Below are 21,730 nucleotides of genomic sequence, written 5' to 3'. Positions count from 1 at the left end.
TAAAAATGGATAGAATAACAATCACCCGCGTGGCGCAGGGAAAGAACAGTACCCTCAGCCACCTCTATATCAACAGGCTCTTCGCCTGCTACCTGCTGGAAGACAGCATCCGTGTAGAGAAGGTTCAGGGCCTCACCTGCATTCCCGAAGGGGAGTATGGGCTCTCGCTCAATCACGGTGCGGGCATGAACGCCCGCTATGGGGTTAAGTATCCGCATATGCACCGGGGAATGATTGAAATAACCGAAATACCCAATTACCGGCTGGTATTCATCCACATTGGCAATTACCATACGCAGACCGCGGGCTGCCCGCTCACCGGTTCGTATTGGCAGCGGCTGGATGGTGATTATCAGGTGATGCACTCGGCGGCGGCATACCGCTATGTGTACCCACTCCTGGTGGAACAGATTGAAAAAGGGAATGATAGGGTGGTGGTGGAGAATGGGTTTCAGCCCTTTGCTCCACGACGGGATCCGGGGCGCTTCGCTTCCACATCCTAGGCCGTGTTTGCAAAGGGCATAAAAACCCGAGGGGGAAGGTGCAGTTTTAAATTCAGTGATCCACCCTGGAACTGGGATTTATTGCTCCCCCAGGCAACTTAGTAAGCCCATAAGAAACCTAGTGGCGTGAGCGTAGCGAGCGTTACAGTTTCGTTGGGCTTACTAAGTTCTATAAATATCTTTAAATAAATCTATTACGAAAATCGAACAAATGAAACAGCAAGAAAATACGGTCGGACTACCCGTAGCGGGAAAACCGGCCTTATACGATCGGATCAAAGAAGGGCTTGCCGTGGCCAGCCAATTAATCATCGCTTCGCCCCTCAAATTACCACCCCGGGTAGTGGCTGTGGCCAAATACGTAGCGCTTGCGCTAACCCTGGCCGAAGCGCTGGAAGGTACTTCAAAAAAGGAGGAGGGCAAATCCGATGAAAAATAGCCAACAAATCGGCATCGGTACGGGCAGTGGTACACTGCTCAGTGCCTTGGCCTTCCTTGGTGTGTATGACATTGCCAAGACCGTAGTGTTGGCTGCCATCGGCGCGGTGGTGAGCTTTGTGGTAAGCTGGTTGCTGCAGCGGTGGCTGCAAAAGCGGGGATGAAGGTGGCCCGGCAAAATCAGGGGGATGTCTAAAAGGTCAGGCATCCTCTTTTTAAGTTGGCCTTTAGTACTTCGAAGTTTCTAATTACAGCATCCTGAAGGAGGAAATCTTTTAAAAATGCTTGTTCATCGATGTCTTTGGTATACGCTCGGATTCGTGAAATACACTCCAAAATATGATGAAGATAAATGGAGGATAATTTTTCCATTAGGTAATACGGATCAAGTCTCGCTCAATAATAGGTCGTAAACGTTGATGCAACGAACTAGCAGTTACCAAATCCACTCTAATGCCTAGTTTCTTGGATAATTCGTTTTCAAGACCAATAAGATCTAATAGGTTGACTCGGTGATTGAAATCAATCAATATATCAAGATCGCTCCGAATCCCTTGCTGCCCTCGGGCATAAGAACCGAACACACCAACCAGCGATGGATTGAATTTCGCGGTGATTTCTTTGATGATCTGTTGTTTTCTTGAATCAATCATTGGTTCAAAAATATGAATTTCATCGGATCATTCAAAGTTTTTACCAGCATACACGGCAAATTAGTAGCCAACGGCGGACACGACCTTGTCCGGTGGTAAACCTTGCGGTAAGCTGACCGCCAACCACAGAAAACTTTACGAACTTCCGTTAATCTGTAACAACACAACGAGCCCACCAAAGAATGGTTTTTTTGATTTGTTTTGTTATAATTGTGAGAAATTGAAATCCGTATTATTTGACTTAATCCGATCGGGTTATGTGCCTTGCTAATATTGTATTTCATATTTCTTGCATCGCATGAAAAAATTGACCTTTAATTGGTTCAAATGGTACGACAGAAAAGTCCGGATCATCTGTCATATCGTATTTTGGTTTTTTTTCTCGCTGTTCTACTACCTGAACTACAATCGGCTAGCCGGACCAGACACATGGCTTTTTACGGTCAAGGACTGGGTCATTGTCTTTCCCTTATTCTACTTTACCGTACCTTTTCTTGTCAACAAAGGGATTCTCGGAGGAAAATACTACATCATTCCGATTTGGACCGTCTTCGCCTATGCCTGGTGGGCCACTGTAAATTATTTTACCTGTAAATTGAGTCTGCAACTGTACCCCAACCCGGACGAGCGGTGGCGGTATTACCTGGAGTTCGTGACAGAAAATGGCATCGCGGGAATGTTCAGGTTGCCTAATTTGGATGTTTTTGTTTTCGATTTCATCTTTATGGTTTACCTGCCAATCGGGCCCAAACTGATGAAGTCACTGATGGAAAGCGGATACAAAAATGCGCTATTGGAAAATGCGAACCTCTCACTGGAAGTGAAATTCCTCAAGTCTCAGATCACGCCGCATTTCCTGTTCAACACGCTGAATAATATCTACATCATGGCCAAGCGGTTCGACCAGGAAACACCCGAAATGATTTTAAAGCTCTCCGGTTTGATGCGGTACATTTTATACGAATCCGACAGTAATCGGATCGCCCTTTCCCGGGAAACGGCTTTCCTGTCAGACTATGTGCAATTGAACCGGCTCAAATACGGTGATGCCATCAAAATAGACTACGATGTCGAAAACGTGGACAAGCCCTATAAAATCGCCCCGCTTATCCTAGTCCCATTTGTGGAAAACGCATTCAAGCACGGGCCGGAAGTGCACCCGGATAATAACTGGATTCAAATCAAGGCCTGGATGGAAAACAATGTCTTTCATATGGAAATCTTGAACGCTGCAATTATACCGGAACCCGACGAAAACGGAGGGCGAATTTTCGGTGGTGTGGGGCTTGAAAACGCTACTAAGCGTCTCAAATACTATTATCCAGAAAAACATGAAATAACCACGTGGAGGGAAAACGGGAGTTACCACGTCAAACTCAAAATCGATCTGAAATGAACCAAAGCACAATTAGTTGCATCGTTGTCGAAGATGACCCATTGCCGAGAGCCGACATCGTAGGGCATATCCATAGAACACCGATTCTCAGGCTTGAGGGAGTTTTCAAGGATGCCATGTCCGCTTTTAACCACATCGGGCAGGGAAAGGGAATACAGCTCGTTTTTTCCGATATCCTGATGCCTGGGATTTCGGGGATGGAATTACTGAAGAGTCTGGCCAGTCCGCCGTTATTTATCTTTGTGACCGCATCCCATGAATATGCCGTGGAAAGCTTCGAATACAATGTAGCAGATTATTTGGTTAAACCCTACGATTACCCAAGGTTCCTGAAAGCTGTCGACAAAGCACGGTTGCAGCTTGGAAAAGCCGGTATTCAAGAGACGAAAAGCTTTATCACAGTGAAATCGGGATATAGCAACCTGATCGTAAAACATGACGACATATTTTTTATCAAAGCAGACCGGGTATATGTCGAGATAGAAACCCTGAATAAAACACACATCGTGCAGGAATCTCTGACCAATATGCTGGAAAAGCTGCCTCCGGATAGATTCATGCGCGTACATAGGTCGTACATTGTCAACCTGGATTATGTTGAGAAGTTGACACCCCGGGAGATCATCATGCAGGGAAGCATAGGTAATATTCCTTTGGGATCATCGTTTAAAGAAGCTGTCTTCCAAAAGCTGGGTATCGGGTAACCGGACGCTTATCGGAAAGCTGCTACCCTCGGTTCTGGAAGAACGGAGGGTGTTTTCTGATCCAAAAAGCGCTCGTATTTCTTGGAAACCGTCAGGTAATATTTGGCAAGCAAATGATAGACAACGAGCTCATTCTCCCGTTGGTTGCTGTAGAACATTCTGTTTAGGTTCATATGGGACAAACTGAACAACAGATTGGTCGTTTCATTGCGGCCCGATATTGACCAGTCTTTGCCAAAGGCAAGTTTTATACCATTGGCAAAGGATACGATCGAGCTCCGCAGGTCTCCATGAACCGGTGGATAGATCCCTCCCCTTTCCATATAGTCCGTAAGATTACTTTTCACCTCACGGTAACGGACGTCAAGTTTCCGTTTGAGTTCGTCCGGTTTGGCGTATTCCGTAAGCATGGCCGAACGCCAGGCGGATACCAAATCGAGTTTTCCCGGGTTGGAAATTGCGAATGCGTCCAGCAGCTGATCCACCCCTTTCATCGCAAGCATCCATCTTCCTTGTCCCATTTCCGGTTTAAGGAACATCGGAGCAATCCGCAGCACAAATTCGCTGTGTTGATGGAAAATCGCTTCGCAGAGTTCGATACTTTTACCTCCGTACCGTTCTACCTCCCGGATATAGGTGTCATACTGGATGCTATGGACGGTTCTGCTTTCGATCAATTTTCCGAACTTGTTGTTTAATAAGGTCATCAGTTTCGGAGCATTGCCGGCATCTTCAAGATGAAACCGCACCCGCAGGTGATGGTCCGTATCCCGGTAACGGATGAAATACCATTTTTTCAGCGGGATTTCTTTGGCAATACCGGCCAGAAAGGGGGAAAGGTGATTGGCAATAATCCGGTCAGTTTCCTTTTGACCGCAATACAGTTTCAGGTAAACCCACTCACTGCCTGGTGGGAAAACACGTTGTACGGAAGAATTGCAATGTATCTTCCGCTTTCGGGCCAGGGAAGAATTCCCGCGCAGAAAGAAAGGAATGATGATTTCGTTGTGGTAAGATCTTCCCCGTTCATCAACCACCGGTGAAAAAAATTCGGGATACAATGGCTCATAAAGCCGCACATTCCCTGCCTTCAATGCGTGGAGAAAGATACGTTCCGATAGCCCGTTGGTAAGCTTCAGCGGAATTTCATTGTCACCATCGGCAAGAACAACGTCCTCGGGTATCCCGTAACGATGCCGGACAGTGTCTATAGCCCGATTTTTGGCAAGATTCTTTATCTCCCTGTAAACATGTGACGGAATGTTCCATTGTGCCCTGTGCAGGATCAGGTGTTTGTAGCACACCCTGGGGAGGAATGTGTGGTATCTGGGCGAATCGCCCCAATCCCAGAACAGCCGGTATGCATGCTGTTCCTGAACGTCGCAAAGGAAACGGTACACGTTCATGCCAGACTGGTAATTGTGTGCGGAGCTCAGCCTTGGCCTGATGATTTTGTCAAGCCGTTTCGAACGCAATACCACTTCACCGGCTGTGACCGACACCAGGATGTCCGATAGGCCGATCTGGTATTCCATGGGTAAGGTGCTCCGTCCCAGCACGGGTATTTCATAGGGATGCAATGACGGGCGTAGCAGAATGTTGCCGATCCGTTTACCCGGCATATGCACGATTTCGGCGATAACTTCATCGGGATAGAGTTGTTGTTCGGCTGCGGCACTATCTTTCAGGCTTTCCAGCAAACGGCTATCGAGGTGTGCAAACCGGGTCATCAACGGAATAGACGACGGTCCCCCACAGGCCAGCAGGTGAAAGCGGAAGTTTTGGGGATCGGGTTGTTTGCCGGGATTTGTAGTCAGTAGGTTTCCTAGGGCATAGCATCCCTGATCGGGAAGAATCGGGATGCCCCCGCCTTGCTGCAGACCGGCTAAATCCTCCGGTTCCAATTTCAGAATGCGCTGTCCACGTTCCGGAACGGTAGACAGGTATTTACGAAAGATTTTTTCGGAAGCATCTCCGGTTCGGGCATTTGCTGCGTGAGCGAAGCTGAGTCCGTCAAGCAAGGGGTTTTCGTGAAAATATTGGGCCGTAGGGTTGCCGTAACCGACTCCCCGGTCCAGATCAAGGGCCTCAAGCAGCGGTACTTCCTGCTCTCCATACCGCTCAGAAAAGCGGTCGCGGAATTCACATAGGTGTTTGGGAATCGGATTTTGGTAAAGCGGATGCAGCTCGGCAATTTCACGTGTAATCGTGTCCGTAAGGCTTTTGCCGAGTTTACAGGTATGCGTGTGTGTAAGTGAATCGGTCTGGAAGATGGTAACGGGCATCGGGGCAGCTAGTCTTGCCAATCTGCCATTCTGCTTGTTTACCCGGCTCAAAAGCTTCCAGAGCTTCAAATACCCGGAGTACTTTGACGGCACATTACCGGTCCCTGTTACTTTTCCAAGCAGGGACTGAATGGCCGATAATTGGGTATCTCCGGATATTGTAGGCTCCAGGTCTGTGTGCAGCAATTGCTCATAGGTTAACCGGATGATGAAATCCTTTCCCCGCTCTTGGGGGATGTGAAAAGCGGCGGCAGTTTCGAGCAGGGCGGCGAAGGTGGCGCCGGTCCGTGCCCGTTGCAGGATAGCCTCGATCAGTGGGTTTTTTGCCACGCGGATCCAATGACATTCCTGCCTGCCGTCGCGATTGCGGTAGATGAAAAAGCGGTAGTGGTCTTCGTGTATATGTATTGAGCTGTTGGGAAAGAATGTAAGAAAAGGATAACATGCTTGGTCCAACAGGAGGGTGTCGCGCATGGATTCGAACAACTCCATGTCGATGCGGGTATGCGGGGCGATGTTACCGGTCAACCGGATATCGGTTTGGGCCGGCTCGACCGTGCCATGGGCTATGGAAGAGAACAAGCCAAAAGGGGTCGCCCGGCTTGACATCCGCAGCAGGTATTTATAGGCGGTAACAGCGAGTTTTTCAGGAAATTGCAGGTTATTGTCAAGATGGTGTTTGATTTCATCGTGAAGTATCCTACTGGCAAGGAACAGCGCATCCTCGACCTGCGGGTCGAGGGTTCTTAGTGCCCCGATAAAAGTTGAAACCGTTGAGGGGTCAGTCCGGTGAATTCCGTTCAATGCCTTTAACGGCAGTCTCGGTGTACGGACAACAAAATAATCGCCTGATTCCCCTTTTATCGGCATGCTTCCCTCTTCCTTTCTTTTATGACCCGTTCCACGCATTTGTTGAAACTTTCGTGGGATACGGGTTTGGGCAATTCGATCGGATTTTTAAGCAGGTGCTTTTTGTCATACAAGGCCAGCGGAATACCCGAAACGACGACAACGGTTGCATGGTCCGGTAACATGCCATAATCGAAATCCCTGTATCCGCCGGAGGGGATAATCAGGTCCAAAAAAATGATCTCCGGCTTGAGTTTAATGGTCAGGTGCCTCAATTCAGCAAGCGTTTGAGCTGTCCCCAGCAACAGGAGATTTTCATGGGTATGGATGTATTCCTGCATCATCTCGATGGCTAAATATTCATTTTCCACCAAAATGCAACCAAACACGTTTGCTCCGCTACGCCCTTGCGTCAAGCCCGCCGTGTCAAGTGGCCTTTGAAAACGTTTCGCTTTTTTAGTAAGCACCGGTGGTTGTCTTGTTCGAGGTGGTGGTACCGGTGACCGTCATACTGCTCACGGTATCTATCAAATCCCAGAATGAGGCGGAGTTGCTTGGGAAGTAATCCGCGGAACCTATGAATTCCTTTTCGATTCGGAGGTAATTCTCAACGTTGTTTTCAAGTGGCTTTTCCATAATTAGTTTGTTTTAATTAGTATGGAAAATTGCATTGTCGGGAGTGTATTTAAAAATTTAATTTGCGAACGCGGGATTTAATATAACGAAACGCCGTTTCGTACGTACGAACTGTTTTTACCATCGGCTGTTTTCCTATATTTATAATTTGCTAACTTAACTTTGGTTGTTTAATTTTGAAGGTGATTAACTCATTTAAAAATGCTTGATATGAAAATATCGGAACTTGACGTGATAGAATTCCTGACCGAACGGAGGGAAAAACTGGCAGCCGAATTAAGGAGTATCGATACCACAATTGCCGGATTGAAGTCAGAAACCGATATGACGGTCGGTCCGGGTTTTGATGCGGACAAATCAAAGCGGTTACAAAGCCGGACTGACAGCGGGAAAGCCGAACGTGAGATGAACAGGCAGCTGAAAATTAACGTCCCGTCGGAATACAATGTCTCCGACAGTGTGGATAAGCGGATCCTGTTTGTGATTAAAACCCTGGGAAAAGGGAACCGGGATGAGATCCTGGATGAGATCAAGACCAAGTATGAACCGAACGGTAATTTTGAACGGTTAGAAGCTAACGTGAAAGTGCGGCTGTCCTTTTTACTCAAACAAGGAGCGATCAAAGGCGAGAAGAAGGGGAGATTCTATCAATATTCCTTAAATTAAGTTATTGCATATCATCAAGTATTCACCACAGGCTTTGGCCAATGCTTGGTTAGCAATGGGACTAATATGCTTAATCAGCTGAGCGAAAGACGAGGCTCGAACTCGCGACCCTCAGCTTGGGAAGCTGATGCTCTACCAACTGAGCTACTTTCGCTGATCGTTGTTACCGTTAGCAAATGTAAGGCAACAGCAGGTTATTTTCCAATTATTTTTTCAATCGGTTATCGCATCCGCACAGTTCATGCCGTCAATGGCGGCAGACACGATTCCTCCGGCATAGCCGGCACCCTCACCACAGGGATACAATCCCTTGATCTGTGGATGCTGCAGGGTGTCCTTGTCACGCGGGATACGGATGGGCGATGAGGTGCGTGATTCCACCCCGACCAAGATGGCTTCGTTGGTGTAGTAACCTTTCATTTTCTTGCCAAACAAGGGCAGGGCTTTTCGCAGGGCATCGTGAACGAACGGAGGGAGCACTTCGGAAAGCAGGGCACTTTTGGTTCCGGGCTTGTACGAATTGGCGGGCAAGCTGTCAGAAAGTTTTCCCTGTACAAAATCCACCATCCGCTGTGCCGGAGCTACCAGGTTGCCGCCACCCACTACGTATGCCCTTTCCTCCACCTCATGCTGAAAATCCAGGAGGGCAAACGGATACCGTGCCGCGTGGGGTACATCTTCCAGATTGACCTGTACCACCGTGCCGGAGTTGGCATAGGGGTTGTTGCGCTTAGAGGGCGACCAACCGTTGACCACCACTTCTCCTTTGTCTGTCGCACAGGGGGCTATCACACCACCGGGGCACATGCAAAAGGAAAAGACACCCCGGCCATCCACTTGCTCTACCAGGCTGTAATAGGCCGGAGGCAGGTGTTCGCTCCGCACGGCGCAATGGTACTGTGCCTGGTCGATGATTTCCTGGGGGTGCTCAATGCGGACACCGAGTGCAAAAGGTTTGGGTTCGGCAAGCCAGCGCTTGCGGTGGAAGAGCTCAAAAAGATCGCGCGCCGAATGCCCGGTGGCGAGTATAATATGATTCGCTTCGATGTGTTCACCCGAAGCCAACGTTACCCCCGTTGCCCGGCCAAAGGCTTCGGTGATAGTTACCACCCGGCTGTTGAAATGGATTTCACCGCCGTATTCCAGGATGGTGTGGCGTATTGCTTGGATGATATGCGGCAACTTGTTGGTGCCGATGTGGGGCCGTGCATCTACCAGGATATCTTCCGTGGCACCGTGTGCAACGAGGATCTGCAGAACCCGTTGTACATCTCCCCGTTTGTTGGATCGCGTATACAGCTTGCCGTCTGAATAGGTGCCGGCCCCTCCTTCGCCGAAACAGTAGTTGGAATCCGGGTTTACAATACCTGCTTTGTTTAATGCCGCCAGGTCCCGCCGCCGTTCCTGCACATTCTTTCCCCGCTCTACGAGGACGGGCCGCAACCCCCTTTCCAGGCACCGAAGGGCGGCAAACAATCCGGCTGGCCCTGCCCCGATAATAACTACGTGTGGTGCGTCTGCAACATTGGCATATTGCACATTCAGGATTTCGGGCGTCGGAGTTTCGTCGATATAAAAGATAACGCGGATACGGAAAACCACCTGTCTCCCCCGTGCATCGATGGAACGCTTGCGTATTTTTACGCCCTTGATGCGTGCTGGAGCAATATTTAACTGCGCTGCACCTTGTTGGACGATATGGGTTTCGTCAGCGATTTTCTCCGGGAGAATGCCTAATTCGATTTCGCGCTGCATGCTAGGATGTCGGGTTTTTATCCCGAAGTGTAACAAAGGTATGAATTTTGCCATCAAAGTAGTAAATTAGTGGCAATAATGAATTTAAATTCAGTCAACATGAAGAAACGATTATTGGTTGCAATGGTAGGCTTATTCGCCGCCTTGTCATTCAGCTCCTGCGGTTACAACACCCTCGTTAACCTGGAGGAAAACGTGAAGGGTAAATGGGCACAGGTAGAAAATGCGTACCAACGCCGTGCCGATCTGATTCCCAATCTGGTCAATACAGTGAAGGGCGCAGCCAACTTTGAGCAGGAAACCCTTACCCAGGTGATCGAAGCACGGGCCAAGGCTTCGTCGGTTACGGTCGACCCTGACAACCTGACACCCGAAGCGATTCAGCAATTCCAGCAGTCGCAGGATGCCCTGTCGCAATCACTGGGCCGCCTGTTGGTCACCGTAGAGCGCTATCCCGAATTGAAGGCCAACCAGAATTTCCTGGAACTGCAGGCGCAGCTGGAAGGTACGGAAAACCGGATCAGCACCGAACGCCGGGCATTCAATGAAGCCACACAGGAATACAACTCATCGGTACGGCGATTCCCGAATAACCTGACTGCGGGTATTTTTGGGTTTAAGCAAAAGGGCTATTTCACCGCAGAAGCAGGCGCTAATCAGGCTCCTGAAGTGCAGTTTTAAGGGGATATGCAAGCATTCACCGACGAACAGCAGGAAAAAATCGTTTTCGCCATTCAACAGGCCGAAGCACGTACATCGGGCGAAATCCGACTGGCCGTGGAACCCCATTGTAAGGGGGAGCCATTGGACCGGGCGATGGTGTATTTTGAACGGCTGGGTATGGACAAAACGGCTCTTCACAATGGTGTGTTGATTTATTTGGCCACGGAAGATCACCAGTTTGCCATCCTGGGCGATAAAGGGATTCACACACGGGTGCCTGCTGATTTCTGGGAGGAAACAAAGGAGTTGATGCTGAAGCACTTTAAGGCAGGCGATTTGGTGCAGGGGCTTATTGCGGGGATCGCACATGCGGGAGAACAACTGAAACGCTTCTTTCCCCGCGAAGCGGATGATGTCAATGAATTGCCTAACGATATAGCCTTTGGTGATGGGAAAGAATAAGTTCTTCGTGGCGATTGTCTGTGCGGTGCTGACCGTGGGTACCGTATGGGCTCAGGACTTTCCCGCTACCCCCAATAAACTGGTAAATGACTACACGCAGACGCTGTCGGCAGCTCAGGTACAGCAGCTGGAACGTAAGCTGGTTGCTTTTGATGACAGCACATCCACGCAGATTGCGGTTGTCATCATGCAGTCAACGGGTCAATACGATATTGCAGACTATGGTGTACGGTTGGCCCAGCGTTGGGGCATAGGCGGAAAAGAACATAATAACGGGATTTTGTTGCTGGTTGCTTTGGGAGACCGGGCCGTGACCATCCAGACAGGGTATGGCGTGGAAGGTGCTGTGCCCGATGCGATTGCCTACCGCATCATCGAAAATGAGATAAAACCTGCTTTCCGTCAGGGTGATTATTTTACAGGCATTGACCGGGCAACCGACGCGCTTATTGCGTATACCAAGGGTGAGTACCAGGCTCCTCCCAAGAAAGAGGATGGCGGCGGCGCTGTGGGCGGACTTTTCCTGCTTGTGATTATTATCGTGGTCATCATCGCGATAGTTGGACGTGGCGGTGGTCGCGGTGGCGGTCGTGTAATGGGTAGCCGTGGGGCCTCTGACCTGCTGTGGTGGACACTGTTGAGCGGTATGGGCCGTGGTGGCCACGGTGGTGGTGGCGGCTTCGGCGGCGGTGGCTTTGGTGGTGGAGGCGGCTTTGGTGGCTTCGGTGGGGGTGGTTTCGGCGGCGGCGGTGCCAGCGGTAGGTGGTAGACGGAAAAACCGAAAAGTCTTCGTGATCTTTTGTGAAAATGTAGCTAGCCAGTGAAACGGTTTTTCCAAAATTTTTATGTGAATCTGTTCCTCACGGGGCGCCTGTTTGCCGCGTTGGGCACGGTGTCGGTGTTATACCTGCTGGCGTTCTTTTTTCCAGCCATCGATTTCCTCCCTACCATCGGTTTGTATGCGTTGCTACTGCTGCTGGCCATTGATGTTTTCCTTCTTTATCGCCAGCGTGAAGGGATATACGCCCATCGGCGTACCCCTGAGCGGCTGAGCAACGGCGACGACAACGAAATCAGCATTTATATAGAAAGCCGCTACCGCTTCCCGGTTCAGGTAGGGATCATCGATGAGGTACCCGTCCAGTTCCAGCGGAGGGATATCGGGTTTCAGACCCGGTTGCCGATTGGCGGGAGCAAGATCCTTGCCTATCAGCTCCGGCCGGTTAAACGGGGCGAATATGCGTTCGGCAGGATCCGGTTATATGTAAAGTCGCCCCTTACCCTCATCGAGCGGCGGTTTACCGCAGGTAACCCCGAAATAGTACCGGTTTACCCGTCATTCACCCAGCTCCGCAAATACGAGCTGATGGCTGTATCGCAGCGGGTCAGCGATTACGGCAGCAAGCGGATACGCCGTGTCGGACACAGCATGGAGTTTGATCAGATTAAACAGTATGTTCCGGGGGATGATTACCGTACGCTCAACTGGAAGGCGACGGCCCGGCAGGGTCAGTTGATGGTGAATGCCTATACCGACGAACGTTCGCAGTCCATCTATTGCGTGCTGGATAAATCCCGCGCCATGCGCATGCCCTTTCACGCGCTCAGCCTCCTCGATTATGCCATCAACGCCAGTCTGGCGCTTTCCAAGGTGGTGATGCTGAAAGAAGATAAGGCAGGGTTAATTACGATTTCCGACCGGAAAGGAGCGGTGATACCGGCAGACCGGAAGGCGGGGCAGCTTGGCCGGATCATGGAAGTCCTTTATAAGGAAAAAACACGTTATTTGGAAACGAATATGGAACTGCTGTATACAACCATCCGGCAGACCGCCAAGCAACGGAGTTTACTGGTCTTCTTTACCAATTTCGAAAGTATGTCGGGTATGAAACGGCAGCTTCCGATCCTGAAGCGAATTGCCAAATTCCATGCATTGGTTGTGGTTTTCTTCGAAAATACCGAACTGACAAGGCTGACGAATAAACCCGCTGCGGATGTCGAAGAAATCTATTTACATACCATTGCTTCCAAATTTGCCTATGAGAAAAAGCAGATTGTCCGTGAGTTGAATCTCCATGGCATACAAGCTGTTCTGACACCTCCGGAAGACCTGACGGTTCATACAATTAACAAGTACTTAGCCATCAAAGCCCGGCAGTATTTGTGATCGTTTGCATAAAAATTCGCATCTTTGCAGGATGCACTACCGCATACAGCAAAAAATATAGCATGAATAAAATCATTTTGACGGCAATGGCAGCATTGCCCCTGATGGCAATCGCACAAGATGACTTCACGATAACCGCAAAAGTGGGTAATTTAAATGCGCCTGCGAAGGCGTATTTAAGCTATCGTACGGAAGCAGGACCTACCTTAGACTCAGCCGATGTGACGGACGGGGCATTCAAGTTTCACGGTAGTATCACGGAACCTTCGCAGGCGCTGGTGCTGCTTGCCCATGAGGGAGGTGACATCCGGCAGATGCAGGATCCGGACCGTGTGGCTATTTATTTGGAAAAAGGCGCCATTAAGATCACTGCAGCCGACTCCCTGTCAAAAGCATCGATAGATGGCGGTGCGGTCAACAAAGATTTTGCCGTGTACCACGAACGCCTGGCTCCCGTGCAGGACAAGATGCGTGTGCTGATGGGCCGTTATGTTGCGGCCCCGGATGAGCAGAAGCAGGACCCTGCTTTTATGCAGGAACTCCAGTCCGAAGCCATGTCGCTTCAGGAAGAACAAAAAGCCATCGATTTCCAGTATATCAAGGATCATCCCGCCAGTGTGGTCAGTCTGGATCTGTTGCACCCATACGTGGGTTCAGAGCCCGCGCAGGAGGTAATCGAGCCCGCCTTCAACGGGCTGTCCGCTACGCTGAAAAGCTCTGAAAAGGGGAAAGCGATTAACGAACAGCTTGAAAGTATCAAGCGGGTGGATATCGGTGCAGTAGCTCCGGAATTCAGTCAACCCGATACATCGGGCAATCCCATCGCCTTGTCATCCCTGAGGGGAAAGTATGTGCTGATCGATTTTTGGGCAAGCTGGTGCGGGCCCTGCCGTCAGGAAAATCCCAATGTCGTGGCGGCGTATCAGGCATTTAAGGATAAGAATTTTACCGTCTTTGGCGTATCGCTTGACCGGCCGGGGGCAAAAGATGCATGGATAAAAGCCATCCACGACGATGGCTTGCAGGATTGGCCACATGTGTCGGAACTGAAATGGTGGCAATCGGGTGTGGTAGATCAATACGCTATTCAGGGTATTCCGGCCAATTTCCTCCTTGACCCCGAAGGGCGCATCATTGCCAAAAACCTGCGTGGACAGGAATTGCACGATACCTTAGCGGAGTTGCTGGATTAATCATCCAGCAACTCGTATGCGAGACCCGCATGTTTTTACGACGAAAGGATATCCACGATGCGAAGCAAATTGTCATTGACGGCTCCAATGTGCTTGATGGCCTTTTCAAACGGTGTGAAAGCAACCTGTCCGTGAATCAATCCGGCCATTTCGCCTTTGCGGCCTTCCATTAGCGCTTCTACCGCTGCTACACCCAACCGGCTGGCCAATACGCGGTCCATACAGGTGGGGCTGCCTCCCCGCTGGATGTGGCCTAAGATAGACACCCGCAGGTCATAGTGTGGAAACCGCTCTTTGATGCGTTCGGCCACTACAAAGGCGCCACCGGCATCGTCGCCTTCCGCTACGATGATCACCCGCGATGCCTTGTTCTTGCGGGTACGGTCCAAGCGGTCCATCATGGCTTGATAATCCACTTTGATTTCAGGGATGAGCACGCATTCGGCTCCCACACTGATGCCCGATCGCAGGGCGATAAGCCCCGAATCACGTCCCATCACTTCTACTACAAATACGCGGTCGTGTGATTCGGCGGTATCGCGGATTTTGTCGACCGCTTCGATCACGGTGTTAATGGCCGTATCGTAGCCGATTGTGAAATCGGTGCCGGCAAGGTCGTTGTCAATGGTACCCGGAAGGCCGATAATGGGAATGTTGTATTCTTCGATGAATTTTGATGCTCCGGTAAAGGTGCCATCCCCGCCAATGGCAACCAGTCCGTCTATACCTCTTTTTTGCAGGTTTTCAAATGCCCGGCGGCGGCCTTCTACCGTGCGGAATTCTTCACTGCGGGCGGTCTTGAGGATGGTTCCGCCACGTTGGATGATGTTGGCGACAGACTTGGCATCCATGGCGAATAGGTCGTCATGCACCAGGCCGTCATAACCCCGGCCGATCCCGAATACGTTCAGGTTGTAATACAATCCCGTGCGGACTACGGCGCGTATGGCCGCATTCATGCCGGGTGCGTCTCCACCGGATGTAAATACAGCGATGTTTTTGATAGTACTCATTGTAGATTATTGTGCTTGCTTTTCGTTAAATGTCTTTAATCCTTGTTCCAAATAGGCAAGAAATTTCTGTTTGTTGAATTCGGCACCGATTGGTGGCGATACCAACAGCTCTTCATCCGGTGAATACAGTACGTAATAGGGCTGTGAAATGGAATTGAAGCGCGATGCTTGCAGGTGCATGAATTTTTTGCCAACGGTATTGACCTGCCGTTCGAGTACGGGCGAATAAAACTGCTCTGCCTCGGGCAGTTTGTGCCGCTCGTCGGTGTACAGCGATACGACAATGTATTCATTGCGAAGCAGGTTATCTATCGGCGGGTCTACCCATACATTGTTTTCCATCTCCCGGCAATTGACGCAGCCGTGTCCGGTGAAGTCCAGAAAAAGCGGTTTGTTTACTTGCTTGGCATATTTCAGGGCTTCGTCGTAATCGAGAAAGCCGTCGATGTCGTTGGGAACATGGAGAGGGATATCGGCATATTTCTTTACAGCCGGCATCCCCGTCGCTGTACCTGCACCCGCCGCCACAGGACGTTGGTCAAACGTAGCCACACGGAAATCCTGGGTATGCATGGGAGGAATCAAGCCGCTGATGACTTTAAGGGGTGCCCCCCACAAACCGGGCACCATGTACAACGCAAAGGCAAAAAACCCTCCTGCCAGGAAAAGCCGTGTAAGCGATATATAGGGCAAGTCCGAATCGTGCGACAGCTTAATTTTGCCCAGCAGGTAAAATCCGACCAAGGCGGAAATGACAATCCACAGCACGAGGAATACCTCGCGGTCCAGGATCCGCCAATGGTACACGAGGTCTGCGGTAGACAGGAATTTGAGCGCCAGCGCAATTTCCAGAAAACCCAGTACAACCTTCACCGAATTAAGCCAGCCACCGGATTTGGGGAGTGAGGTGAGCCAATTGGGAAATACCGCAAATACGGTAAACACCAGTGCCAACGCAAGTGAAAAGCCAAACATGCCGATGACAGGGCCGAGGTAGTTGCCTGTTTGGTTCACCAACACGATGACGCTACCGATGATCGGGCCCGTGCAGGAAAAGGATACAACGGCCAGGGTTGCCGCCATGAAAAAGATGCCGATCAGTCCGTTGGTGTCTGACTTCGAATCGACGGTATTGACAAACGAACTGGGCAGCGTGATTTCAAAGGCACCCAAAAAGGAAATGCCGAAGACCAGCAATACCGCAAAGATGAACAGGTTGAATATACCATTGGTGGCCAGCTCATTCAGGGCGCTGGCACCGAAGATGACGGTAACCAGCAACCCGAGTGCCACGTAAATCACAATGATGGAAAGTCCATATAACAGCGCCCCCTGTATGCCTTTGCCCCGGGTTTCGGCCCGCTTGGTGAAGAAGCTGACGGTGAGGGGAATCATCGGATAAATACACGGCATCAGAATGGCGAGAAAACCACCCAGAAAACCGGCCACAAAGATGCCCCACAAGGATTGGGGCGTATCGGTTGTGGTTGCCGGAATGTCAACGGCGGCGACCGCAGCGGTGTCTTGTCCATCGGTAAATTCGAGATCTTCGGGAACTTCCAGCAGTGTGTCTTCACCGACTTCGGTCGAGGTGTCCTGTCCATCGGTAAACACCACATCGTCGAAATTGAGCAACGTATCCTGTCCAGTGTCTTGAGATAGGGCCGTGAAGACCATACCCAATAGGAACGACAAAGCAAGAACCAGATGCCTCATGAATTCGTATGCGTTAAAACGGGATGCAAACATAGTAATAAAAAAAGGCAGTATCCTGCCTTTCATGGATTCTTTTTGCGGACGGAACTATTTTATGGCTACGGCAAACGGAATTTCATCGGGAGGCAAACATTGGCTGGCATCGCAAGCCATGTATTCGACTGCACCTTTGACGGTGGTTTCCCCTTTTTTCAGCTTCACCTTTTGTTGAAATACCACTTCCTTGTCGAAGTAACCTACGTCCATGTTAAAGACTTCTTCGTGTTTGACCTTGGGTTTCGGTTCAGCGGTTTTGCCCACCAGGGTAAAATCACCAGAGGGCGTAAACGTGAAGCTGGTTTTGATGGGGCCTCCCTCGTCCACATGTTGTGAATAAATATGCCATCCATTTTCTAGGGTGGCCTTCATGAAAATGACCGCTTCGTCTTTGTTGATTTTCTTCGCACCGAACTGCCATTTGACAGGCTTAACAATCTGCGCCGAAACACCGGTGGCCGCAATTAACGAAATAAAGGCTGCCAGCAAAAAATTTTTCATCATAATCGACAATGTTACGTGTTAATGATAGGAATAAGACCTTACTTGCTTACCGAGGTTTAATCCTATGAGTTTATCAGGTGTCTGGGCTGCAAAGATAAGCAATTCCGCTCAAATGACGAAGGCGATTTCTTTGATATCGAAATCGACCGTATGGCCGTTGAAATCAACCTGTAGCCTTCCCGTCTCCGTCACGCCGCTCAGTATACCCTCTACGCGCACGCCATCCACAAGGAATGGATGCAACTCACCGAGTCGGTACAGGTGTTGCTTATAAAGGGTTAATAGCGTGTTGTTTTCCCCTCTTTTCAGCGCCGTGTATACCCGCTCGATGTACTGGCAAAGATCGGTCAATAATTTGGTGAGATCGCAATCGGTGTGTAAAATTTGCTTGACGGAAGTGGTGTGCGCTTGGATCTCCGGAGGAAACTCGGTTTGATTCACGTTGATGCCGATTCCGATGACGGCCGATTTCCAGACTTTCCCTTTGAGGATGTTTTCGATGAGGATGCCGCCGATTTTCCGGTCGCCGACATACATGTCATTCGGCCATTTGATCTTTACAGATAGTTGAAGCAGTGACTCCAGCCATTGGGCGATGGCGAGGCTAATGGCCGCCGTAAGGTCAAATTGACGTTTGGGGTCGAGAAAGGAAGGCATAAGCAGCAGACTGCAGGTTACGTTTTTACCCGGTTCACTTTGCCACGTCGTTCCCTTTTGACCCCTGCCAGCATACTGGTCAACTGCCATTATTACAGTGCCTTCCCGAAGTGGCGTGGATTTTGACAGTTCATTCTTTAGGTATTCGTTTGTGGAAGGTGTCCGCTGTAATGTAATAACATTTTGTCCTTCAAATAATCCCGGAAATGTGTTACTTTGCAATACGAATAAAGTTAAAGGGGTAATAGTGCCCAAAACTATAATTATTTTTAATGATAAAAAACAAAAAATCAGCCACATCAGCTCGCTTATCGGAGGTTGTCATTCACGGTATGCAGGAGAAGAAAGGGAATGAGATTGTGCGGCTTGATTTGAGACACATCCGGAGCTCAGTTTCGGATTATTTTGTAATTTGCCATGCAGACTCGACTACGCAGGTCAATGCATTGGCAAAGAGTGTAGAAGAAGAAGTGTTTAAAGCACTGAACCAGGAGCCCTGGCGTAAAGAAGGGCTTGAACATGGAGAATGGATATTACTCGATTTCGTTGATGTCGTGGTACACATTTTCAAAACGGACAAACGTAAATTTTACGGCATAGAAGACCTTTGGGGCGATGCGGAATTGGAGTATTATCAAAGTGCATAATTAACAGAGACTAAACAAAAGAGAAGAAGAGGTATGCCGAACGGACCCGATAAAATAAAAAGAGTGCCCAGTAAAAAAGTGACGCCAAAACCGCCGCGGTTCAATATCATGTGGTTATGGGTAGCGATGATTTTTGGCTTTTTTGCGCTGCAGTACGTTTTCAGCGACGACAAAGCGAAGCAGATTACGTATCAGGAGTTTGAAGAAAAGATGTTGAAGCCGGGCGATGTAGACCGCCTGATTGCCTATAAACGGAATGAGCTGTTCTTTGTTGAGGTATTTATCAAAAAAGACCGGCTCACCGATCCGAAATATAAAGATGTACAGCCCAATGCCAACGGCCTGATGCTCACACCATCTGCCGGCCCTCAGTATTTCTTTACAGATGGATCGTATGACGCATTGGAACGGAAGCTGAGCGAAGCCCAGCAGGACATTGATCCGAATGACCGGGTATCCCTGCGGTTGGAAGACCGTACCAATGCCTGGACGGGCTGGATTTTTTCCATCATGTTGCCGCTGTTGCTGATCATCGTATTCTGGATTTTTATCATGCGGCGCATGGGCGGCGGAGGTGCAGGCCCCGGCGGACAGATTTTCAATATCGGAAAGTCCAAAGCCACGCTTTTCGATAAGGAATCGCAGGTAGCCATTACGTTCAGTGATGTGGCGGGCCTGGAGGAAGCGAAACAGGAGGTAATGGAGATCGTGGATTTCCTTAAAAATCCGAAAAAATACACGAACCTGGGAGGTAAAATTCCGAAGGGCGCTCTGTTGGTGGGATCGCCCGGTACCGGGAAAACCCTGTTGGCAAAGGCGGTTGCGGGAGAAGCGCAGGTGCCATTTTTCTCCCTGTCGGGTTCTGATTTCGTGGAGATGTTTGTCGGCGTGGGAGCTTCCCGCGTGCGTGACTTATTCCGCCAGGCGAAAGACAAGGCCCCCTGTATCATTTTTATCGACGAAATAGATGCCATCGGGCGGGCTCGGGGGAAAAACAGTGTGATGGGCGGCAACGATGAGCGGGAGAATACGCTGAACCAGCTGCTGGTGGAAATGGACGGCTTTGGCACCGATTCAGGCATCATCATCATGGCGGCTACCAACCGCCCGGATGTACTGGATTCGGCACTTCTACGGCCGGGGCGGTTCGACCGACAGATTTCCATCGACAAACCGGACCTGGTAGGCCGCGAACAGATCTTCAAAGTACACCTGAAGCCGCTGAAGCTGGCGGCTGAGGTAGACGCCAAAAAGCTATCGGCACAAACACCGGGTTTTGCGGGGGCCGAAATTGCCAATGTGTGCAACGAAGCGGCCCTGATTGCTGCACGGCGTAACAAGGCTTCGATCGATATGCAGGACTTCCAGGATGCGATTGACCGCGTAATCGGTGGGTTGGAGAAGAAAAATAAAATCATATCGCCCGAGGAGAAACGCATTGTGGCATTCCACGAAGCGGGTCACGCGATTGCAGGTTGGTTCCTCGAACATGCCGATCCGCTGGTGAAAGTATCCATCGTACCCCGTGGGGTGGCAGCATTGGGCTATGCCCAGTACCTGCCCAAAGAGCAATTCTTATACACCACCGAGCAGTTGATCGACGGAATGTGCATGACCATGGGCGGACGGGTGGCCGAAGATATTACCTTCGGTAAGATTTCTACGGGTGCTCAGAATGACCTGGAGCGCATCACCAAATTGGCTTACGCGATGGTGGCGGTATACGGCATGAACTCCAAAGTGGGTAATATCTCGTTCAACGATAGCCAGGAGAACCAGTTCCAGCGTCCGTATTCGGAAAAAACAGCCGAATTGATCGATGAGGAGGTACGTGGATTGATTGCGGACATTTACGAGAAAACCAGGAAATTGCTGCTTGAAAAACAGGATGGCCTCATTGCCTTGGCGGAAAAGCTGCTTGAAAAAGAAATCCTCTTCCAGACAGACCTGGAGCAAATTCTTGGTAAACGTCCGTTTGATCACCGTACCACGTATGATGAGTTTGTGAACGGTGAGTCGGAAGGTGACCAACGCAAGGCTGCGGAAGGTTTGGTACACGATGGCGTAGGTGATAATTCCGGAACGTTCGAAAATAAACCTTCTGAAGAGGATACGCAGACCTCTGCATAGATGCAAAAGAATATAAAGAACACGACGGCTAAGGAGCAGATGCTGAAAAAAATACGGCATGCACTGCTCCAAAAGCGGGAACATCCTTATCCGAATTTTGAGGAAACGGCCTTACACGTCCGTGAGACAGAGCCTATGGACATTCTTTTTGCGGAACGTTTTACGGCAGTGGCCGGTAAGTTCGTGTACTGTGAAGACGAGGTAAGTTTTATCGAGAACCTTTTGTCACTCGCCGAGAAAGAAAAGCTACGGAAAATGTATGCATGGGAGTCCCCGGTACAGCAACTGCTGGACCGGTATGAGTTTCCCTTTTTCCGTACGGAGAAAGATTTTATGGAGGCCGAAGCGGGAATCACTACGTGTGAAGCGCTGATAGCGCGTTCGGGCAGCGTATTGGTAAGCAATGGCAATGCCGGGGGAAGGCGGTTGAATATTTATCCCCATATCCACATCGTGGTAGCCTATACCGCTCAGCTGGTGATGGACATCAAAGATGGCCTCGCTCTCATGCAGCAGAAATACGGTGCGGCACTGCCCTCCCTGATCAGCGTCGTTACAGGCCCAAGCCGTACGGCAGATATCGAAAAGACGCTTGTATTGGGTGCCCATGGCCCTAAGGAGCTTTATGTGTTTTTATTAGATTGAATTTTCTGCTCA

At 49.9% G+C, this 21,730-nt stretch carries 24 protein-coding genes and 1 tRNA gene; 14 read left to right on the top strand and 11 right to left on the bottom strand.

Annotated features, from left to right (window positions below):
• The first annotated feature begins 5 nt into the window (after window positions 1–5).
• The 3 genes from IEX60_RS16860 to IEX60_RS16850 all read left to right on the top strand — a co-directional run bounded on the left by IEX60_RS16860 (window position 6) and on the right by IEX60_RS16850 (window position 1,105).
• Window positions 6–503 (top strand): DUF5675 family protein, encoded by a 498-nt coding sequence (locus IEX60_RS16860; protein ID WP_188752576.1) that lies wholly within the window; start codon window positions 6–8, stop codon window positions 501–503.
• 211 nt (window positions 504–714) lie between these two features.
• Window positions 715–942: a hypothetical protein gene (locus IEX60_RS16855; protein WP_188752575.1), complete on the top strand. Its 228-nt coding sequence runs from the start codon at window positions 715–717 to the stop codon at window positions 940–942.
• A complete protein-coding gene (locus IEX60_RS16850) occupies window positions 932–1,105 on the top strand; it encodes a hypothetical protein (RefSeq protein WP_188752668.1) in 174 nt (57 codons plus the stop codon). The genes IEX60_RS16855 and IEX60_RS16850 overlap by 11 nt, the downstream gene beginning before the upstream one ends.
• A gap of 28 nt (window positions 1,106–1,133) precedes the next feature.
• Here IEX60_RS16850 and IEX60_RS25160 read toward each other — a convergent pair whose 3' ends face one another.
• Both IEX60_RS25160 and IEX60_RS16840 read right to left on the bottom strand, forming a co-directional pair.
• A complete protein-coding gene (locus tag IEX60_RS25160) occupies window positions 1,134–1,313 on the bottom strand; it encodes a HepT-like ribonuclease domain-containing protein (protein WP_188752574.1) in 180 nt (59 codons plus the stop codon).
• On the bottom strand, window positions 1,313–1,594 hold the full coding sequence (locus tag IEX60_RS16840) for a nucleotidyltransferase family protein (protein WP_188752573.1): 282 nt from the start codon (window positions 1,592–1,594) through the stop codon (window positions 1,313–1,315). Before IEX60_RS16840 ends, IEX60_RS25160 begins: the two co-directional genes overlap by 1 nt.
• Window positions 1,595–1,892: 298 nt before the next feature.
• Between IEX60_RS16840 and IEX60_RS16835 the strand changes: the two genes are divergently transcribed.
• Both IEX60_RS16835 and IEX60_RS16830 read left to right on the top strand, forming a co-directional pair.
• Window positions 1,893–2,990 carry a sensor histidine kinase gene (locus tag IEX60_RS16835; RefSeq protein WP_188752572.1) on the top strand — a complete coding sequence of 366 codons (1,098 nt, stop codon included), beginning with the start codon at window positions 1,893–1,895 and terminating at the stop codon, window positions 2,988–2,990.
• Window positions 2,987–3,694 (top strand): LytR/AlgR family response regulator transcription factor, encoded by a 708-nt coding sequence (locus IEX60_RS16830; protein ID WP_188752571.1) that lies wholly within the window; start codon window positions 2,987–2,989, stop codon window positions 3,692–3,694. The genes IEX60_RS16835 and IEX60_RS16830 overlap by 4 nt, the downstream gene beginning before the upstream one ends.
• A gap of 8 nt (window positions 3,695–3,702) precedes the next feature.
• On the opposite strand, the gene IEX60_RS16825 is transcribed toward IEX60_RS16830, so the two are convergent.
• The 3 genes from IEX60_RS16825 to IEX60_RS16815 are packed head-to-tail and all read right to left on the bottom strand — an operon-like array spanning window position 3,703 to window position 7,464.
• On the bottom strand, window positions 3,703–6,888 hold the full coding sequence (locus IEX60_RS16825) for a lantibiotic dehydratase (protein ID WP_188752570.1): 3,186 nt from the start codon (window positions 6,886–6,888) through the stop codon (window positions 3,703–3,705).
• Window positions 6,840–7,295, bottom strand: a complete 456-nt coding sequence (locus IEX60_RS16820; RefSeq protein WP_188752569.1) for a response regulator — start codon at window positions 7,293–7,295, stop codon at window positions 6,840–6,842. Before IEX60_RS16820 ends, IEX60_RS16825 begins: the two co-directional genes overlap by 49 nt.
• Window positions 7,285–7,464: a hypothetical protein gene (locus tag IEX60_RS16815; protein WP_188752568.1), complete on the bottom strand. Its 180-nt coding sequence runs from the start codon at window positions 7,462–7,464 to the stop codon at window positions 7,285–7,287. Before IEX60_RS16815 ends, IEX60_RS16820 begins: the two co-directional genes overlap by 11 nt.
• 210 nt (window positions 7,465–7,674) lie before the next feature.
• Here IEX60_RS16815 and IEX60_RS16810 point away from each other — a divergent pair, with 210 nt between their 5' ends.
• Window positions 7,675–8,130, top strand: coding sequence for a hypothetical protein (locus IEX60_RS16810; RefSeq protein ID WP_188752567.1), 456 nt, complete (start codon window positions 7,675–7,677; stop codon window positions 8,128–8,130).
• A gap of 81 nt (window positions 8,131–8,211) precedes the next feature.
• Here the strand turns inward: IEX60_RS16810 and IEX60_RS16805 are convergent.
• Both IEX60_RS16805 and IEX60_RS16800 read right to left on the bottom strand, forming a co-directional pair.
• A tRNA-Gly gene (locus IEX60_RS16805) sits at window positions 8,212–8,284 on the bottom strand.
• 59 nt (window positions 8,285–8,343) lie between these two features.
• Window positions 8,344–9,885 carry an NAD(P)/FAD-dependent oxidoreductase gene (locus tag IEX60_RS16800; protein WP_188752566.1) on the bottom strand — a complete coding sequence of 514 codons (1,542 nt, stop codon included), beginning with the start codon at window positions 9,883–9,885 and terminating at the stop codon, window positions 8,344–8,346.
• A 99-nt stretch (window positions 9,886–9,984) separates the two neighbouring features.
• On the opposite strand from IEX60_RS16800, the gene IEX60_RS16795 reads away from it, so the two are divergent.
• The 5 genes from IEX60_RS16795 to IEX60_RS16775 all read left to right on the top strand — a co-directional run bounded on the left by IEX60_RS16795 (window position 9,985) and on the right by IEX60_RS16775 (window position 14,370).
• Window positions 9,985–10,566: a LemA family protein gene (locus tag IEX60_RS16795; protein WP_188752565.1), complete on the top strand. Its 582-nt coding sequence runs from the start codon at window positions 9,985–9,987 to the stop codon at window positions 10,564–10,566.
• A 6-nt stretch (window positions 10,567–10,572) separates the two neighbouring features.
• Entirely contained in the window at window positions 10,573–11,010 is a 438-nt protein-coding gene (locus tag IEX60_RS16790; RefSeq protein WP_188752564.1) for a TPM domain-containing protein, read from the top strand.
• Window positions 10,997–11,779, top strand: a complete 783-nt coding sequence (locus tag IEX60_RS16785) for a TPM domain-containing protein (protein WP_188752563.1) — start codon at window positions 10,997–10,999, stop codon at window positions 11,777–11,779. The genes IEX60_RS16790 and IEX60_RS16785 overlap by 14 nt, the downstream gene beginning before the upstream one ends.
• 51 nt (window positions 11,780–11,830) lie before the next feature.
• Window positions 11,831–13,177, top strand: a complete 1,347-nt coding sequence (locus tag IEX60_RS16780; RefSeq protein ID WP_188752562.1) for a DUF58 domain-containing protein — start codon at window positions 11,831–11,833, stop codon at window positions 13,175–13,177.
• 62 nt (window positions 13,178–13,239) lie between these two features.
• A complete protein-coding gene (locus tag IEX60_RS16775; RefSeq protein ID WP_188752561.1) occupies window positions 13,240–14,370 on the top strand; it encodes a TlpA disulfide reductase family protein in 1,131 nt (376 codons plus the stop codon).
• Window positions 14,371–14,405: 35 nt separating this feature from the next.
• Here IEX60_RS16775 and pfkA read toward each other — a convergent pair whose 3' ends face one another.
• The 4 genes from pfkA to IEX60_RS16755 form a co-directional block, all read right to left on the bottom strand.
• Window positions 14,406–15,383, bottom strand: coding sequence for a 6-phosphofructokinase (gene pfkA / locus IEX60_RS16770; RefSeq protein WP_188752560.1), 978 nt, complete (start codon window positions 15,381–15,383; stop codon window positions 14,406–14,408).
• A gap of 6 nt (window positions 15,384–15,389) precedes the next feature.
• Window positions 15,390–17,099, bottom strand: a complete 1,710-nt coding sequence (locus IEX60_RS16765) for a protein-disulfide reductase DsbD family protein (protein WP_188752559.1) — start codon at window positions 17,097–17,099, stop codon at window positions 15,390–15,392.
• A gap of 87 nt (window positions 17,100–17,186) precedes the next feature.
• Complete coding sequence (locus tag IEX60_RS16760; RefSeq protein ID WP_373285057.1) at window positions 17,187–17,639, bottom strand: protein-disulfide reductase DsbD N-terminal domain-containing protein; 453 nt, start codon at window positions 17,637–17,639, stop codon at window positions 17,187–17,189.
• 108 nt (window positions 17,640–17,747) lie between these two features.
• The gene (locus tag IEX60_RS16755; protein WP_229717612.1) at window positions 17,748–18,596 is read right to left on the bottom strand and encodes a biotin--[acetyl-CoA-carboxylase] ligase; all 849 of its coding nucleotides are present in this window, start codon (window positions 18,594–18,596) and stop codon (window positions 17,748–17,750) included.
• Here IEX60_RS16755 and rsfS point away from each other — a divergent pair.
• The 3 genes from rsfS to IEX60_RS16740 are packed head-to-tail and all read left to right on the top strand — an operon-like array spanning window position 18,569 to window position 21,718.
• Window positions 18,569–18,943 (top strand): ribosome silencing factor, encoded by a 375-nt coding sequence (rsfS, locus tag IEX60_RS16750; RefSeq protein WP_188752557.1) that lies wholly within the window; start codon window positions 18,569–18,571, stop codon window positions 18,941–18,943. The two genes, IEX60_RS16755 and rsfS, sit on opposite strands and share 28 nt — an antisense overlap.
• Window positions 18,944–18,997: 54 nt before the next feature.
• Window positions 18,998–21,073: an ATP-dependent zinc metalloprotease FtsH gene (ftsH, locus tag IEX60_RS16745; RefSeq protein WP_373285058.1), complete on the top strand. Its 2,076-nt coding sequence runs from the start codon at window positions 18,998–19,000 to the stop codon at window positions 21,071–21,073.
• The gene (locus IEX60_RS16740; RefSeq protein ID WP_188752555.1) at window positions 21,074–21,718 is read left to right on the top strand and encodes a LutC/YkgG family protein; all 645 of its coding nucleotides are present in this window, start codon (window positions 21,074–21,076) and stop codon (window positions 21,716–21,718) included.
• Window positions 21,719–21,730 lie beyond the last annotated feature (12 nt).

Source organism: Parapedobacter defluvii, from assembly GCF_014642075.1.
GTDB lineage: Bacteria > Bacteroidota > Bacteroidia > Sphingobacteriales > Sphingobacteriaceae > Parapedobacter > Parapedobacter defluvii.
Note: the sequence above shows the minus strand (reverse complement) of the source record. Positions and strands in the feature narration are given on the sequence as shown.

Coding starts and splice junctions, on each gene's coding strand:
- IEX60_RS16790 (WP_188752564.1), top strand. CDS start 10,573: ATGCAAGCATTCACCGACGAACAGCAGGAAAAAATCGTTTTCGCCATT.
- IEX60_RS16830 (WP_188752571.1), top strand. CDS start 2,987: ATGAACCAAAGCACAATTAGTTGCATCGTTGTCGAAGATGACCCATTG.
- IEX60_RS16755 (WP_229717612.1), bottom strand. CDS start 18,596: ATGTGGCTGATTTTTTGTTTTTTATCATTAAAAATAATTATAGTTTTG.
- IEX60_RS16775 (WP_188752561.1), top strand. CDS start 13,240: ATGAATAAAATCATTTTGACGGCAATGGCAGCATTGCCCCTGATGGCA.
- IEX60_RS16855 (WP_188752575.1), top strand. CDS start 715: ATGAAACAGCAAGAAAATACGGTCGGACTACCCGTAGCGGGAAAACCG.
- IEX60_RS16760 (WP_373285057.1), bottom strand. CDS start 17,639: ATGATGAAAAATTTTTTGCTGGCAGCCTTTATTTCGTTAATTGCGGCC.
- IEX60_RS16860 (WP_188752576.1), top strand. CDS start 6: ATGGATAGAATAACAATCACCCGCGTGGCGCAGGGAAAGAACAGTACC.
- rsfS (WP_188752557.1), top strand. CDS start 18,569: ATGATAAAAAACAAAAAATCAGCCACATCAGCTCGCTTATCGGAGGTT.
- IEX60_RS16850 (WP_188752668.1), top strand. CDS start 932: ATGAAAAATAGCCAACAAATCGGCATCGGTACGGGCAGTGGTACACTG.
- IEX60_RS16840 (WP_188752573.1), bottom strand. CDS start 1,594: ATGATTGATTCAAGAAAACAACAGATCATCAAAGAAATCACCGCGAAA.
- IEX60_RS16740 (WP_188752555.1), top strand. CDS start 21,074: ATGCAAAAGAATATAAAGAACACGACGGCTAAGGAGCAGATGCTGAAA.
- IEX60_RS16835 (WP_188752572.1), top strand. CDS start 1,893: ATGAAAAAATTGACCTTTAATTGGTTCAAATGGTACGACAGAAAAGTC.
- IEX60_RS16825 (WP_188752570.1), bottom strand. CDS start 6,888: ATGCGTGGAACGGGTCATAAAAGAAAGGAAGAGGGAAGCATGCCGATA.
- IEX60_RS16795 (WP_188752565.1), top strand. CDS start 9,985: ATGAAGAAACGATTATTGGTTGCAATGGTAGGCTTATTCGCCGCCTTG.
- IEX60_RS25160 (WP_188752574.1), bottom strand. CDS start 1,313: ATGGAAAAATTATCCTCCATTTATCTTCATCATATTTTGGAGTGTATT.
- IEX60_RS16785 (WP_188752563.1), top strand. CDS start 10,997: ATGGGAAAGAATAAGTTCTTCGTGGCGATTGTCTGTGCGGTGCTGACC.
- IEX60_RS16815 (WP_188752568.1), bottom strand. CDS start 7,464: ATGGAAAAGCCACTTGAAAACAACGTTGAGAATTACCTCCGAATCGAA.
- IEX60_RS16810 (WP_188752567.1), top strand. CDS start 7,675: ATGAAAATATCGGAACTTGACGTGATAGAATTCCTGACCGAACGGAGG.
- IEX60_RS16765 (WP_188752559.1), bottom strand. CDS start 17,099: ATGAGGCATCTGGTTCTTGCTTTGTCGTTCCTATTGGGTATGGTCTTC.
- pfkA (WP_188752560.1), bottom strand. CDS start 15,383: ATGAGTACTATCAAAAACATCGCTGTATTTACATCCGGTGGAGACGCA.
- IEX60_RS16800 (WP_188752566.1), bottom strand. CDS start 9,885: ATGCAGCGCGAAATCGAATTAGGCATTCTCCCGGAGAAAATCGCTGAC.